13 protein-coding genes and 1 tRNA gene are annotated in these 14,133 nt (G+C 66.2%); 1 reads left to right on the forward strand and 13 read right to left on the reverse strand.

Features of this window, described 5'->3' with window-relative positions:
- Nucleotides 1-107: 107 nt before the first annotated feature.
- From AB0M74_RS20910 to orn, 7 genes are all read right to left on the reverse strand, one after another.
- The gene (locus tag AB0M74_RS20910) at nucleotides 108-650 is read right to left on the reverse strand and encodes a hypothetical protein (protein ID WP_366527936.1); all 543 of its coding nucleotides are present in this window, start codon (nucleotides 648-650) and stop codon (nucleotides 108-110) included.
- The gene (locus AB0M74_RS20915) at nucleotides 650-1,435 is read right to left on the reverse strand and encodes a DUF899 domain-containing protein (RefSeq protein WP_366527937.1); all 786 of its coding nucleotides are present in this window, start codon (nucleotides 1,433-1,435) and stop codon (nucleotides 650-652) included. The genes AB0M74_RS20910 and AB0M74_RS20915 overlap by 1 nt, the downstream gene beginning before the upstream one ends.
- A gap of 32 nt (nucleotides 1,436-1,467) precedes the next feature.
- Nucleotides 1,468-1,800, reverse strand: coding sequence for a metalloregulator ArsR/SmtB family transcription factor (locus tag AB0M74_RS20920; protein ID WP_366527938.1), 333 nt, complete (start codon nucleotides 1,798-1,800; stop codon nucleotides 1,468-1,470).
- On the reverse strand, nucleotides 1,790-2,224 hold the full coding sequence (locus AB0M74_RS20925) for an SRPBCC domain-containing protein (protein WP_366527939.1): 435 nt from the start codon (nucleotides 2,222-2,224) through the stop codon (nucleotides 1,790-1,792). Before AB0M74_RS20925 ends, AB0M74_RS20920 begins: the two co-directional genes overlap by 11 nt.
- Before the next feature lie 406 nt (nucleotides 2,225-2,630).
- Nucleotides 2,631-3,092: a hypothetical protein gene (locus AB0M74_RS20930; RefSeq protein ID WP_366527940.1), complete on the reverse strand. Its 462-nt coding sequence runs from the start codon at nucleotides 3,090-3,092 to the stop codon at nucleotides 2,631-2,633.
- Between the two features lie 183 nt (nucleotides 3,093-3,275).
- Nucleotides 3,276-3,351 (reverse strand) — tRNA-His (locus tag AB0M74_RS20935).
- A gap of 162 nt (nucleotides 3,352-3,513) precedes the next feature.
- Nucleotides 3,514-4,149: an oligoribonuclease gene (gene orn, locus AB0M74_RS20940; protein WP_366527941.1), complete on the reverse strand. Its 636-nt coding sequence runs from the start codon at nucleotides 4,147-4,149 to the stop codon at nucleotides 3,514-3,516.
- A gap of 271 nt (nucleotides 4,150-4,420) precedes the next feature.
- Here orn and AB0M74_RS20945 point away from each other — a divergent pair, with 271 nt between their 5' ends.
- On the forward strand, nucleotides 4,421-6,214 hold the full coding sequence (locus tag AB0M74_RS20945) for a helicase HerA-like domain-containing protein (protein ID WP_366527942.1): 1,794 nt from the start codon (nucleotides 4,421-4,423) through the stop codon (nucleotides 6,212-6,214).
- Between the two features lie 78 nt (nucleotides 6,215-6,292).
- Here AB0M74_RS20945 and AB0M74_RS20950 read toward each other — a convergent pair whose 3' ends face one another.
- The 6 genes from AB0M74_RS20950 to AB0M74_RS20975 form a co-directional block, all read right to left on the reverse strand.
- Nucleotides 6,293-7,591 (reverse strand): diaminopimelate decarboxylase, encoded by a 1,299-nt coding sequence (locus AB0M74_RS20950; RefSeq protein WP_366527943.1) that lies wholly within the window; start codon nucleotides 7,589-7,591, stop codon nucleotides 6,293-6,295.
- 152 nt (nucleotides 7,592-7,743) lie between these two features.
- Complete coding sequence (gene lysA, locus AB0M74_RS20955; RefSeq protein WP_366527944.1) at nucleotides 7,744-9,090, reverse strand: diaminopimelate decarboxylase; 1,347 nt, start codon at nucleotides 9,088-9,090, stop codon at nucleotides 7,744-7,746.
- Nucleotides 9,091-9,411: 321 nt separating this feature from the next.
- On the reverse strand, nucleotides 9,412-10,215 hold the full coding sequence (gene cmrA / locus AB0M74_RS20960; RefSeq protein ID WP_366527945.1) for a mycolate reductase: 804 nt from the start codon (nucleotides 10,213-10,215) through the stop codon (nucleotides 9,412-9,414).
- A gap of 327 nt (nucleotides 10,216-10,542) precedes the next feature.
- Entirely contained in the window at nucleotides 10,543-12,573 is a 2,031-nt protein-coding gene (locus AB0M74_RS20965; RefSeq protein WP_366527946.1) for an NADPH-dependent 2,4-dienoyl-CoA reductase, read from the reverse strand.
- A gap of 9 nt (nucleotides 12,574-12,582) precedes the next feature.
- Entirely contained in the window at nucleotides 12,583-13,152 is a 570-nt protein-coding gene (locus tag AB0M74_RS20970; RefSeq protein WP_366527947.1) for a PadR family transcriptional regulator, read from the reverse strand.
- Nucleotides 13,153-13,243: 91 nt separating this feature from the next.
- Nucleotides 13,244-13,885, reverse strand: a complete 642-nt coding sequence (locus AB0M74_RS20975) for a TetR/AcrR family transcriptional regulator (RefSeq protein WP_366527948.1) — start codon at nucleotides 13,883-13,885, stop codon at nucleotides 13,244-13,246.
- Nucleotides 13,886-14,133 lie beyond the last annotated feature (248 nt).

Below are 14,133 nucleotides of genomic sequence, written 5' to 3' on the forward strand. Positions count from 1 at the left end.
ATTCAGCCGACCTGCTGCCCCCGACACCGGAGCGGGTGACCCGGTTTCTTCGATTTCGTGAAGGACAGGATCGCGACCGCTCGCAAATATGTGCCAGCGGCAAGGGATTACGTTGTACCGAATGCCATATCACGCTGGGCTGCGCTCGGAAGAACCTGTGCCGCTCGAGCTTCTGGATGCGCATTTCGTTCGTGACCCGTAGGCAACTCCCCTCGGAAGCCGGGCCGTTCGGCCACCGCGTGCAACGGCACCGCGGCAGGGTCGCCGCCGCCAAGGCGCGGCACCTGCGGTCCGCGAAGACCACGGGAGACGACTGCGCGGAGCAGTATCCCGCCGGACAGCGCCAGATCGGTGAGGGCGGGCAGGTGAGCCCAATGCATCACGGCGCCCGGCATCGGGACAGCCACGTGCAGCATGAGCATTGCGCTGCTCATCGCCGCGGTCATGGTCCAGGCAGCGAGGGACGGGCCGGTCCACAAGTGCCAGGCGCACCACAGGCAGCCCAGCGACATCAGCGCTGGCAGGACAACCAACCACACTGCGGTGCAATGGGTTCCACCGCAGGCGGCATGCAGGGTCGACGAGACGAGCGCCAGGGTCGCTGCGGCCCGGCCCACTCGGGACCGGGTCGGAACCGGCGGGTAATCCATCACTGCACCGGATGTGCGCAGCAGTCGTGCGGTGCTTCCTTCTCTTGACGGCCGGCTTCGCCCCTGTCGATGGCCGCGGCGACCTTGCCCAGCCAGTCAGCGGCCGTCTCGTCGGCCGTGGCTGCGTACTCGTCGTTCCAGTTCCACCACTCGTACGGCGGTGTCCGGGGGTAGCCCTCGGGTGAATCCTCCCAGTTCTCCTGGCGGCCGAGGGCCGTCATGTCCAGGTAGCTCCAGGTGTTTCCGAAGTACTCGTCGCCACGGCGGTTGATGAAATAGGTGCGATACATCTGGTCGCCCTCGCGAATGAAGGCGTTGGTGCCGTGCCATTCATCGACGCCGAAGTCCACGTCGAACTGGTCGGTCATGGTGTACCAGGGGATCTGTGACCAGCCCATCCGGGCCTTCACCTTCTCGATCTCGGGTTGCGGTGCGCGCGAGGCGAATACGAGCGTGGTGTCGCGGGCGTTCAGGTGCGCGAGATTGCCGACGTGGTCGGCGATCATGGAGCAGCCGCGGCAGGCGTGATCGGGCCAGCCGAGCACTCCGGGCTCGAAGAATGCACGGTAGACGATCAGCTGGCTGCGGCCCTGGAAGAGGTCGAGCAGGCTCACCGGGCCCGTGGGTCCGTCGAATCGATACTGCTTGTCGACGGCCACCCACGGCATGCGTCGGCGTTGGGCAGCGAGCGCGTCGTGGGCCCGCATCACCTCCTTTTCCTTGACCAGCAGCTCCAGACGCGCTGCCTCCCACTCGTTCTGTGAAACGATCGACGGTGTCTTCATAGCGACATTCCTGTTCGGTTTCGGGTTGTTGATCAGGCCCGGTCGAGGATGTTCTTCAACGCGTCGAGCGAGCCGTCCCAGTCACGCGCCAGCGCGGCCAGGAATTGTTGCGCCACTTGCATCGGCGCGGAATGTAATCGGTAACGCACCCGGCGGCGCTCGCCCGGCTCGGCGGTCACCAGACCGGCCTCGGACAGCAGCGCGAGGTGTTTGGCGATCGCCTGCCGGGTGATCGGCAACCGAGCCGCCAGATCGGTCGCCGTGGCGGGCCCGGCGGACGCCAGCGCGGCGAGGATCGCGCGCCGACTGGGATCCGCCAAGGCCACGAAGACCTGCTCGGCAATCGCCTCCTGGTCAGGCCGCATCGAGGTAGCCGGCCAGCTCACCAAGCTCGTTCCGCCAGCCGCGGGTGTTGCCCTCGAACGCCGCCTTGTAGGCATCCTCCGCGAGCTGAGCGAAACCGGACTCGACCACGGTCAGTTGGGTACCCGCCGCCACGGGCTCGAGTGTGAACTCCACATAGGTGCGGCGTGGATCCTCCTCGGGCAGTCCGAAAATATGCCAAGTGAACCCGAATACATGCGGTTCCTCCACCCGCTCCACCCGCATGTCCGCTATGTGTCCCCCCTCGTTCCAGCGCATCCACCCCTTACCGCCCGGGCGCAGCTCGATGTCGGCCTCATTGCCGAACCACGTGCCCAACCCCTCTGCCGTGGTCAGCGCTGCCCACACCTTTGTCGGCGGGTGTGCCAGCTCGATCGTCCGCTCGATGCGATCGGGAAATCCCATAACCACCTCCGAAATAGCAACTCGACGGTTGCGATATTATTGCAACCGATGGGTTGCGTCAACTGGGCTCGCGGCCCGGTCGGCCGGTTGGTTGGTTGGGGCGAGCCGGGACACGCTGCTGCCGACGCCGGAAGATCAACGGGCGGAGCGTGATACGGCCACCGACACTGCCGTGGCCTGGTGCCCGCGGTCGAGTGCTGCTGTGACGATTCGGCTGCTGATGGCATCGATAACTGGGATGTGCATGGTTCTCCCTATTCGTGCGATGAACAACCGCGGGCCCCGCAGAGGTCGGCGGCGATATCGAACGAGGAACTGGTCAACGGTCTCACCGTCTACCTCCTCGGAATCACGGAGAACGAGTACGCCGACTACTCGCGATCCAGGGAATCGGTGATCGCCACTATCAACACCGCGCTTTCCCGGGTACGGAGGGGAGAGGGGTTTCTCGACCTACCGCACCACACCGCCCTTGGTTGGCGGAGGCAGGGTCGGGACCGGTGTCCGGGTCGTATATTGCGCCGAAGTTCGCGTAGTCGAGAAAGGCGGAGAACGGGGTGTTGCCGAAGTAAGCGGCGCACTGCATGCCACCGGCGGCGGCCTCGGTGGCGTTGTCGAGGACTGCCTTGACCGCTGGATCGTCGAGATCGGGGAGCGCGACGGAAAGAGCACCGGGATCGTCGAGGAACTCATCCGAGATCTGCCACCACTCGGAGGCTCCGATCGGACCGTTGGTGAGGTGCGTGCCACGATCGATCAGTTGAAGATCCTTCAACGGGATCTGCTCCGGATCTTGTCGGCCCGCCCGCGGGCACCTGCCCCAGTCGAGCTGGACGATATTGCGGACCGCATATGTGACGTGATGCACACCGGAACCCGCAATGAGACGAAGGCGCTAATCGAGGGGTTGGTTGCCTGGGTAATGATTACTGCCCGGATTGGCTGGTCCCGGTCTTCCGAGTTCCACTGGACGAAGTCGTCGACAGTGAAGAATCTGCTGTTCACGGTGCGCGAACCGTTACCGGGGTAACGGTTCGCGCACCGTGACAGTTGGGGTGGCTGACGGGACTCGAACCCGCGACAGCCAGGATCACAACCTGGTGCTCTACCAACTGAACTACAGCCACCATTGCCGATGAATCACCGGCGCGGTAGATATTAGCGTGTAACCCCCTGGAGTCCCTAATCGGTTAACGGCGTGCCTTTTGTACTGGGCTTTTGGCGCGCCGCGGGGTTGCGGTGACTACCGGCCACACCTGCGGTCCCGCCGATCCGGCGACCGCGGCCGGTTACTCGCCGTCGGGCTGGGCGGACGCGGTGTTCTTGTTGTTGCCGAGTTCGGTGGCGATGGCGGAGATCTCGGCGGTCGACGGGCCGGGTGCGGCGACGAACGCGGTGCGGCGGTAGTACTCGAGCTCTCGGATGGATTCCTTGATGTCGGCGAGGGCGCGATGCGTGAGGCCCTTCTCGGGCTGGCCGAAGTAGATGCGTGGGTACCAGCGGCGGCACAGCTCCTTGATGGAGCTGACGTCGATCATTCGGTAGTGCAGGTGGGTATCCAGCAGCGGCATGTCGCGGGCGATGAAGCCACGGTCGGTGGCGATCGAATTGCCGGCGAGCGGGACCGTGCCCGCGAGCGGCGCGTACTCGCGGATGTAGTCGAGCACCTGCTGCTCGGCCTCGGCCAGGGTGACCGTGGAGCGGCGCACCTCTTCGGTGAGACCGGAACGCGCATGCATTTCGGCGACTACCGGTGGCATAGCGGCCAGCGCCTCGTCGTCGGCGTGGATGACGATATCCACGCCCTCACCCAGAATGTTGAGGTCGCTGTCGGTCACGAGTGCGGCCACCTCGATCAGCTTGTCGCTGTCGAGACGCAGGCCGGTCATCTCGCAATCCATCCACACCACGTACTTGTCGCTCACCGGAGACACAGTAGCCGTTTGGTCGTGACCGACCGGGCCCACCCGGCGGCGTGGTCGCAGCGGATTTCGGGTATCGCACACACCGAGTTCGACACCACGAATTTGTCGGACAGCCCAGCGGCACCAGCGGCACCAGCGGTGATGACTGGGTTGAGCCATCCGTCCGCGACCAGCGGCGATAGAGTTTGCAGGAGTTCGGCGTAGGCGTTTGTGGCACGACAGCCAACACTGCGAAAGCAGTCAGGAGTCAGACCAAGACGGAGGACGCGCGATGACCACCCCTCAGGAGAAAGCGGCCGCTGCCCGTAAGGCCGCGCAGGAGGCGGCGCGGGTCGCCGCGGAGGCCGCCGCCGCGGCGGACGATGCGGAGCGTGAGTTGGCCGAACAGGAGGCCGCGGGCGCCTCGGGTGCGGCCGATGGCGCCGATGCGGTGGCCGCCCGGTCCCAGACAAAGGCCGCCGCGACCGCGGAGACCGCTGCCGCGGCCGCCGCGGTCGCTCGAGCTACGACAGCGGTAGCGTCCGACACGGCGAGTTCGGCGGAACAGTCGCCCGCACAGCAGATCGCCGCGGGCTACGCGTTCGACGGCGAGGCGCTCGCGCTCGGCTCGGTGATTGTCGACGGGGAAGTCGATCCGACTGCGCTGGTGCGGATTCCGATGCGCACCTTGAACCGGCACGGCTTGGTCGCGGGCGCCACCGGCACCGGTAAGACGAAGACGCTGCAGGGCATCGCCGAACAGCTCTCGCGCGCCGGAGTGCCGGTGGTGCTCGCGGATATCAAGGGCGACCTTTCCGGTCTTTCCCAACCGGGTCAGCAGAACGAGAAGTTGAGCGCGCGGGCCCTGGAAACCGGTGCGGGGCAATGGCAGCCCACCGGCTTCCCGACGGAGTTCGTCTCGCTCGGCACCGGTGGCGTCGGGGTGCCGATCCGTGCGACCATCACCGCCTTCGGTCCGGTGTTGCTCAGTAAGGTGCTCGGGCTCAACGAGACTCAGGAATCGACGCTCGGACTGATCTTCCACTGGGCGGACCGACAAGGGCTGGGTCTGTTGGATCTGAAGGATCTGCGCGCGGTCATCACCCATCTGACCAGCCCGGAAGGCAAGGAAGATCTCAAGGGCATCGGCGGGGTCTCGGCGGCCACCGCGGGGGTCATCCTGCGCGCGCTGGTGAACCTCGAGGCCGATGGTGGCGACACCTTTTTCGGTGAGCCGGAACTGGACCCGGCGGATCTGCTGCGCATGGCGGGCGGGCAGGGGGTGATCACCCTTTTCGAGCTCGGTGCCCAGGCGGCGCGACCGGTGATGTTCTCGACCTTCCTGATGTGGGTGCTCGCCGACCTGTTCCAGACCCTGCCCGAGGTCGGCGATGTCGAAAAGCCCAAGCTGGTATTTATCTTCGACGAGGCGCACCTGTTGTTCGCCGACGCGTCGAAGGCCTTCCTCGAGCAGGTGGAGCAGACGGTCAAACTGATCCGTTCCAAAGGCGTCGGCGTGTTCTTCTGCACCCAACTGCCCACGGATATCCCGAATGCCGTGCTCTCCCAACTGGGTGCGCGCATCCAGCACGCGCTGCGCGCCTTCACACCCGACGACCAGAAGGCGCTGTCCAAGACGGTGCGAACCTATCCCAAGACCGGCACCTACGATCTGGAGCAGGCACTCACTTCACTGGGCACCGGCGAGGCCATCGTCACCGTGCTCTCGGAGAAGGGTGCGCCGACTCCGGTGGCGTGGACCAGGATCCAGCCGCCGCACTCACTGATGGACACCATCGGCGACGAGGCAATCAGGTCCCGCGCGCTGTCGAGTTCGCTGTTCGGCAAGTACGGCCGGACCATCGACCGGGAATCGGCTTACGAGATGCTCGCCGCGAAGGTTGCCGCGGCACAGGAGAATCAGCAGCCGCCCGTGGTGCCCGGGCGTTCCACGAAGGCCGCCGAGCAGGACTCGGCGGCCGAGCGCATCATGAAGAACCCGGCCGTCAAAAGCTTCCTGCGTTCGGCCGCCACGGCGGCCGGTCGCGAGATCAGCCGCAGCATCTTCGGCACCCGCAAGCGCTGATGGTCCATGTCACCGGCCCGAGCCCGCAACGCGAACGACGGTCGTGACGGTGGTCAACGTCCGGGGCGGCGCCGTGGGTCAACCGGCATCGCGGTCGAGCATGTCCGGTTCGCGGCGTACGAGTTCGACGCAACGGCCGCTGTCGACGGCGATGACGGGCAGCCGGCCGGTGTCGGACAAGGCGGGTCCATGCTGGTACGCGCCACTGCACGGCACCGCGAGCAGATCACCGGGGCGCAGGTCGGCGGGCAGCCGGATATCGGTGGCGAGGATGTCGTTTCCGGCTCGGCTCGCGACGGTGGCGGCCCGGTGCGACCCGGCGGCCTGCCGGTTCGCCGGCAGCATGCCCGTCAGAGCGGCGGGCCGCGTGCCTGCGCGCGCATCGCTGTCGACAATGACGCAAGCGTGGCCGCCGTCGTGGTGTTTGACCGAGCACACCCGCAATAACGTCACGCCGGCGCGAGCCACGATTCCACGGCCGGGTTCGAGGGCGATATTAGGACGCGGGAAGCGTTGTCTGGCACAGGCCGCGTCGAGTGCGTCCTCGAGGATGGCGGCGAGTTCGGTGAGGTTCATTTCGGCGTCGCCACGGCGATAGGCGACCGCGTGCCCGCCGCCGAGATCGAGGTCGCTGAGGATTCGGCTGTGGTCGTGGCGCACCTGCGCCATTTCCGCGACCATCCGGCGGACCGCCTCGCCGTAGTGGTCGGGATTGTGGATCTGGGAGCCGACCTGGCAGTGGAAGCCGATCAGGTCGAGCATCGGCTTGCTCAGCACCTGCTCGACGGCAGCCGCAGCCGCGGCGCCGATCGGGAAGTTCGGCAGTCGAGCCATGTCTGTCGGCTGAGCATCCACATCGAGATCGGCGGACAAGCGCAGCAGCACTCGCTGCGGATGGGTGGCCACCGCCGCGAGCAGAGTGATCTCGGCGAGCGAACCGGCCACGACCCGCCCGACGCCGCAATCGACCGCGGTCACCAGCGCGTCGAAGGATTCCCCGTTGCCGTGCATGATGATTCGCTTCGGGTCGATGCCCGCGGCGAGAGCGACGTCCAACTCGTCGGATGAGTACACAGCCACCGAAAGACCTTCGTCGGTGACCCAGTCCACGACGGCGCGAACCAGCAATGCCTGTCCGGCATAGACGATCTCGGTCTCCGGGAAAGCCTTCCGATAAGCACGGCAGCGGCACCTGACCTCGTGCTCGTCGAGGACCATCGTTGCGGTGCCGTATCGCTCGGCGATATCGGCGAGCACGACACCGCCGACCACCATCCGGCCCGACTCGTCGTAGTGCGAATCGCGGGGCCAGAGCGCGGTGTCGAGGCGTGCGGTCGGCAGCGACCGGGTGGACGAGAAGAGGTCGAGCAGCGTCACGATGTTCTCCTGTTTGCGCCCGCTGGAGATAGCCGCGGGGGATATTCAGGTGTACCTCGCCAGGAGGGCGCTCGACCTGTCGTTAGCACAACCTTGACCACCCGATCGGCGATCCTGACGAATCACTGACACGCCGTTGTCGATGCCGTTTCTCAGCGGCGGATATCCCGGCTGAGCAGGTCGGACAGGGTTTCTCGACGCACCAATTCCCGGGAGACACCCTTGCGCACCGCGACGATCGGCGGGCGGCCGACGCTGTTGTAGGACGACGCGAGGCTGTGGTGGTAGGCGCCGGTGCACGGCATGGCCAGCACCTCGCCGGGCCGCAGGTCCGCGGGTAGCTGCACATCGGTGGCGAGGATGTCGCCCGCCTCGCAGAACCGGCCCGCGACCGTGGCGGTCATCTGTGGGCCGGTCGGATGCCGGTTGGCGACGACCACGCTGTAGTGCGCGCCGTACAGCGCGACCCGTGGGTTGTCGCTCATCCCGCCGTCGACCGTGACGTAGGTGTGCCCGCCGTCGATGTGCTTGACCGAGCGCACCCGGTACAGGGTGACCCCTGCGTGGGCGACTATGGCTCGGCCCGGCTCGATGGCGATGACCGGGCGCGGGAACCTGCGGCGCGCACAGGCCGCGTCGAGGGCGTCCTCGACAATCGCGGATAGTTCAGCGAGATTCATTTCGGCGTCGCCGCAGCGATAGGCGACACCGTGTCCGCCGCCGATGTCCAGATGGGTCAGCAGGTGGTCCTGCTCGTCACGCACGCGCGCCATCTCGGCGACCATCCGTCGAATGGCCTCGCCGTAGTAGTCCGGCTCGCAGATCTGCGAGCCGAGATGGCAATGGAAGCCGACCAGCCGCAATGTCGGCTGGCGCAGGATGCGGGCGACAGCTTCGTCGGCCGATGCGCTACCGAGCGGGAAACCGAACTTCTGATCGGTGACTCCGGTGACGACGGCGGGATGGCCGTGCACGTCGATGCCGGGCGACAGCCGCAGCATGACCTGCTGCGCGTCGGTGGCCAGTGCGGAGAGCAACGTGATCTCGGCGAGCGAATCGACGACGATCCGGCCGACGCCGACTCGAACGGCGGCTTCCAGTTCGTCGAAGGATTTTCCGTTGCCGTGCAGAATCATTCGTTGCGGATCGACGCCCGCGGCGAGGGCGACGGCGAGTTCGCCCGCCGAGCAGACATCCACGGACAGTCCCTCCGAGGTGACCCAATCGGCGACCGCCGTGATCATCAGCGCTTTGCCGGCGTAGTAGATCTCGGCGGCGGGGAAGGCGGCCCGATAGGCCCGGCAACGCTGCCTGACCTCACGCTCGGCGAGCACGTAGGTGGGGGTGCCGTACTGGTCGGCGATATCGGCGAGCGCGACACCACCGACGGTTATTCGGCCCGCATCGTCGTAGTGCGTGTCACGTGGCCAGATCGCGGAGTCGAGCCGCGGGAGCATGCCTCCCGGCCGCAGCGACGGAAAAATCTCCAGCAGCGTCACGATGTCTCCCTGTGCCGCCCCGCTTTCTCCACCTGCGGGGCCGCTGTCAGGACTACGCCGATTTCAGCAGCCCGATCCACCGACATATGCGAACTTGACGCATCGCTGCACGATCTTGACGAGATCGCAACGGCCGGCCGGCCATGCATTCACCGAAGCTCAACCGCAGGCCCCGGCGTTGTCGGCGCCGGCGATCGAGCGGTGCGAGCGCACGTCGTGCGCGTTGCGCGGACCGCGGAGTTGGGCCCGCTTCTACTCTGCGTGACCATCGGTGGCGATCGGTCGCCACCGGCCGTTGTGCGAGTGAGCCTCAGCTGAAATCTAGCCGCCGAGCTTGCGGTAGAAAGCGCCGGCGATGGGGGCGGTGAACGAGCGGGGTCCGTACTGACCGGCCACGCTCATGCCCTTGCTGATCAGACCGGGAACCACGCGCATCTTGTTGCGGGCCAGGGCATCGATGGACACCTTCGCCGTGTATTCCGAGGTGACCCACATGAAGTCCGGGACCATGCGGTCCACGATCGATGCCTCGGACGGGTCCGGCGTTTCGGTGCGCACCGGGCCGGGCGCGAGCAGGGTGACGTGCACACCGGAGTCCTTCAGCTCGCCGCGCAGCGATTCGGAGAAGGTGTTGGCGAAGGCCTTGCTCGCCGCGTACGTGGCGTTGTTCGGGATGGGCATGTTGCCCGCCGCCGAGCCGCTGATCAGGATGCCGCCGCCGCCGCGCGCGATCATGCCGGGCAGCACCGCGAGCGTGAGGTCGTGCACCGCAACGGCATTCAATTCCATCTGCGCGCGTTCGTAGGCCATATCGAGTTCGGCGACCGCCCCGAAGGTAGCGATGCCCGCGTTATTGCACAGAATCGCGATATTGCGCGCGGCCAGCTCTTCGACGAGGGCGCCGCGCTGGGTACGGTCGGCCAGATCGACCGCACGCACCTCGGCGGTGATGCCGTGTGCCAGCGTGAGCCGCTCGGCGAGTTCGGTGAGCAGGTCACCGCGCCTGGCGACGAGGATCAGGGAGTAGCCGCGCGCGGCGAGTTCGGCGGCCAGCGCGGTGCCGATGCCGGAGGAAGCGCCGGTGACGACCGCGCGATTCTCGGAGGTGGGGGAGGGCAGGCTCACGAGTGGAGCCTAGGCGATGTGACCGTCCTGATCGACGAGCACCATCGATCCGAGGGAGGTCGAGCGGTCGGTGGCTCTCGTGCGGCCGCACATCGCGCGTCGGCGGGGCCCGTGCGTCGGATGGATGTCGGCCGTGCGGTAACCGTCATTGTCGACCAACATCACGGAACGGACCGGGTCGAGAACGCCATGCTCGCAGCTGTCGAGGCCGCTGTGCGCTCGGTGTCGTGAATCCCCCGCCGCCGACATCGGCCTCGGACGCTGTCGATCGAGCCGATCCGGCATCGAGCTTCATTGATGCCGGATCGACTCGTGTTACCGGTGGGATCAGAGGCGGGCGGCCAGGCGGGTGCCCTGATCGATCGCGCGCTTGGCGTCCAGTTCGGCGGCCAGTTCGGCGCCGCCGATCAGGTGCAGGTTCATGCCTGCCGCGCGCAGCGGTTCCTCCAGTTCTCGCACTGATTCCTGGCCCGTGCAGATGATGACATTGTCGACCGGGATCAGTTGCGGGCGTTGGCGTTTCTCCCCGAAGCTGATGTGCAGGCCGTCGTCATCGATGCGCTCATAGTTCACGCCGCCGACGTGCTCGACGCCCTTGGCCTTCAGCGCGGCGCGATGCACCCAGCCGGAGGTCTTGCCGAGGTCCTTGCCGAACGGGGTCGACTTGCGTTGCAGCAGTACGACTTCGCGAGCCGCGGGCGCGGGCTTGGGGGCGGTCAGCTGACCGCGGACCTGTTCGTTTTCGGAGTCGACACCCCACTCTTCCTTCCACTCGTCGAGCTTCAAGGTGGGATGGCCTTCGACGGTAAGGAATTCGCTCACGTCGTAGCCGATGCCGCCCGCGCCGATGACCGCGACACGCTTGCCGACGGGGCGTTCCTCGCGCACCAGCTCGGCGTAGGACAACACCATCGGATGGTCGACGCCCGGGATGTTCGGAATGCGCGGGCGCACACCGGTGGCCAGCACCACCTCGTCGTAGCGGGCGGTGATGAGCTCCTCGGCGGTGACCCGTTTGGTCAGGTGCACGGTCACGCCGGTGACCTCGAGCATCCTGGTGTAATAGCGGATCGACTCGTTGAACTCTTCCTTGCCTGGGATGCGACGCGCGATGTCGAACTGGCCGCCGATCTTGTCGTCGGCCTCGAAAAGGTCTACCCGGTGGCCGCGTTCGGCGAGGTTGACCGCGGCCGAGAGCCCGGCCGGTCCCGCGCCGACGACCGCGACGCGCTTGGTGCGCCGCGTCGGTAGCAGCTTCAGCTCGGTCTCGTGGCCCGCCCGGGGGTTCAGCAGGCAGGACACGGTCTTGTGCTGGAAGGCGTGATCCAGGCAGGCCTGGTTACAGGCGATACAGGTATTGATCTCCTCGACGCGATTGCCCTCGGCTTTGTTCACCCACTCGGGGTCGGTGAGGAAGGGTCGCGCGAGCGAAACCAGTTGGGCGTCACCGCGAGTGAGGATTTCCTCGGCGATCTCGGGCATATTGATCCGGTTGGACGCACAGACCGGAATGTCCACCTGCTCGGTGATCTTCGCGGTGAACTCGACGAAGGCCGCGCGCGGCACCGAGGTGACGATGGTCGGAACGCGCGCCTCGTGCCAGCCGATGTCGGTGTTCAGGATATTCGCGCCCGCGGCTTCGAGTTCCTTTGCCAAGGCGACGATCTCGTCGAAGGTCTGCCCCTTCTCGACCAGCTCGGCCATGGACAGCCGGAACACGATGATGAAGTCCGGGCCGACCGCGGCGCGGGTGCGGCGCACGATCTCCACCGCGATCCGGCGGCGGTTCTCCGGCGAACCACCCCATTTGTCGGTGCGCTTATTGGTGCGCGGCGCGAGGAACTGATTGATGAAATACCCTTCACCGCCCATGATTTCGCAGCCGTCGTAGCCGGCGAACTGCGCCAGCTTCGCACAGCGGGCGTAGTCATCGATGGTCTGCTCGACGCCCTTGGCCGAGAGCTTGCGCGGTCGGAACGGGTTGATCGGGGCCTTGATCGAGGACGCTGACACGCTGCCGGGCATATAGGAGTAGCGGCCCGCGTGCAGGATCTGAATGGCGATCTTGCCACCTTCTCGGTGCACGGCCTTGGTGATCGTCCGGTGCCTATAGGCCTCGGATTTGTTGGTGAGCTTCGCACCGAAGGGCAGCAGCCAGCCGGTGCGATTCGGGGCGTAGCCGCCGGTGATGATCAGACCGACACCGCCACGGGCGCGTTCGGCGAAGTACGCGGCCAGCTTGTTGGTGTCCCAGGCGCGATCCTCCAGGCCGGTGTGCATCGACCCCATGATCACGCGGTTGCGCAATGTGGTGAAGCCGAGGTCGAGCGGCTCGAACAGGTGGGGGAAAGAACTCATCTGCGAGTCTCACCTTTCTCCGGGTTCCGGGTGCGGGGCTGTCGCACGCGGTTGCAGGGCTTGCAGAACTTCCTCGCACCATTCGACGAACCCCGCCTCGACGCGGATGCCCGCGCGCAGGACGAGGTATTGGTGCAGTGGCGTACCGGAGAGCTGATCCGGTGCGGGGAAGTCTCGCTTTTCGATGAGCCTGAACAGCTCGAGTCGCTGGTTGTGCTGGTCGCGATGCCTGGCGACCTCGTTGCAGAGCGCGCCGATGTCACCGTGCGCGGCGGCGCGGATCTTCACGCCGAGTTCGTTGCGCGGCATCCTGGTATCGCTCGGCTCGGCGATCCATCTGGCCAGCTCGGAGCGACCGGCCTCACTGACCGAGTAGACCTTCTTGTCGGGCCTGCCCTCCTGGGTCACCGATTCGCCGGTCAGCCAGCCGGATTCCTCCATGCGCTTGAGCACCCGGTAGATCTGCTGGTGGGTAGCGCTCCAGAAGAAGCCGATCGATTTGTCGAACCGGCGCGCCAGCTCGTACCCGGAGCCGGCCCGCTCGGTCAGCGATACCAGCAGGGCATGCTCGAGGGCCATGTGGCCAGGATAATCGTTACACGCGGTACTATGCAACTGGGTGCATAGCGCGGCGTATGGATCGCCGGCGGTCAACGGATGTGGGCTGCTACTACGAATCGCGCGGGGGCGGTCCGGGCTGGGGGCCCTGCTCGCGTTGCGCGATGATCGCGGCACCCATCCAGCGGGTCAGATATCGCCGCAGATCCTCGTCGCTGCGTGGTGGATTGCCCGGGGAAACGAAGAATGACTGCATCGTTCGCAGGACGTATTCGACGAGCTCGTGCAGCGCCGTGTCGTCATACCCGTAGCGCTCCCAATCGACGTCGAATCGTTTGATCATGAGCATTCCGAAGGTTTGCGCCTCTTCGGAAGTGAGGCTTTCGGGGTGGACGTTGGAGTACGTGCTCGAGAGCAGGATGCCGAGATGGGGCGTTCGGCGCACCTCGGTCAGTGTGTAAACCACGCCCTCGGTCATCGCCGCGACCGGGTCTTCGATACCGCTCACCTGCTGTGCCAGTCGATCGAGAAAGCCGTCGACCGACGCGATCGCCGCGGCCCTCATCAGGGCATCCGCACTGGGGAAGTATCGGTACACCGTCTGGCGGATGACGCCGAGTGATTCCGCGACGTCGGCGATGCTGATCTCCGAACCTGTTCGACCGATCAGGTCGACGGCGGCGGCGACAATTCGGCCGGACGCGTCTTCATCGTTGTCCGGTGGGCTCCCGCCCCATCCGCGCCTTCCTGCCACTGCTCGCTTCCTCGGCTCGAACTGTGTCCGTCGCGTACGAATTCGACCGTGTGGGAACCCTATCGACGGTCCCGATCGGGGGCTCGACGGTACCACGGGGCCGACTCATCGGGGTTCTCCCAGCTCGGGCCTGCGTCGACGATTCTTATCATACACGGAAGTGATTCTGTGTATGATCACCTCACCGTGGCACGGCTGCGCAGTCGAGCGGGCCATCGGGTCAGACCACTTCCGAAATTCGAGGTAAA

Origin of the sequence: Nocardia sp. NPDC051463 (assembly GCF_040681975.1) — a bacterium.
Taxonomy (GTDB): domain Bacteria; phylum Actinomycetota; class Actinomycetes; order Mycobacteriales; family Mycobacteriaceae; genus Nocardia.

Bases quoted from the DNA above. Each gene is read 5' to 3' on its own strand.
- AB0M74_RS20910 (WP_366527936.1), bottom strand. From the start codon at position 650: ATGGATTACCCGCCGGTTCCGACCCGGTCCCGAGTGGGCCGGGCCGCA.
- AB0M74_RS20915 (WP_366527937.1), bottom strand. From the start codon at position 1,435: ATGAAGACACCGTCGATCGTTTCACAGAACGAGTGGGAGGCAGCGCGT.
- AB0M74_RS20920 (WP_366527938.1), bottom strand. From the start codon at position 1,800: ATGCGGCCTGACCAGGAGGCGATTGCCGAGCAGGTCTTCGTGGCCTTG.
- AB0M74_RS20925 (WP_366527939.1), bottom strand. From the start codon at position 2,224: ATGGGATTTCCCGATCGCATCGAGCGGACGATCGAGCTGGCACACCCG.
- AB0M74_RS20945 (WP_366527942.1), top strand. From the start codon at position 4,421: ATGACCACCCCTCAGGAGAAAGCGGCCGCTGCCCGTAAGGCCGCGCAG.
- AB0M74_RS20965 (WP_366527946.1), bottom strand. From the start codon at position 12,573: ATGAGTTCTTTCCCCCACCTGTTCGAGCCGCTCGACCTCGGCTTCACC.
- AB0M74_RS20970 (WP_366527947.1), bottom strand. From the start codon at position 13,152: ATGGCCCTCGAGCATGCCCTGCTGGTATCGCTGACCGAGCGGGCCGGC.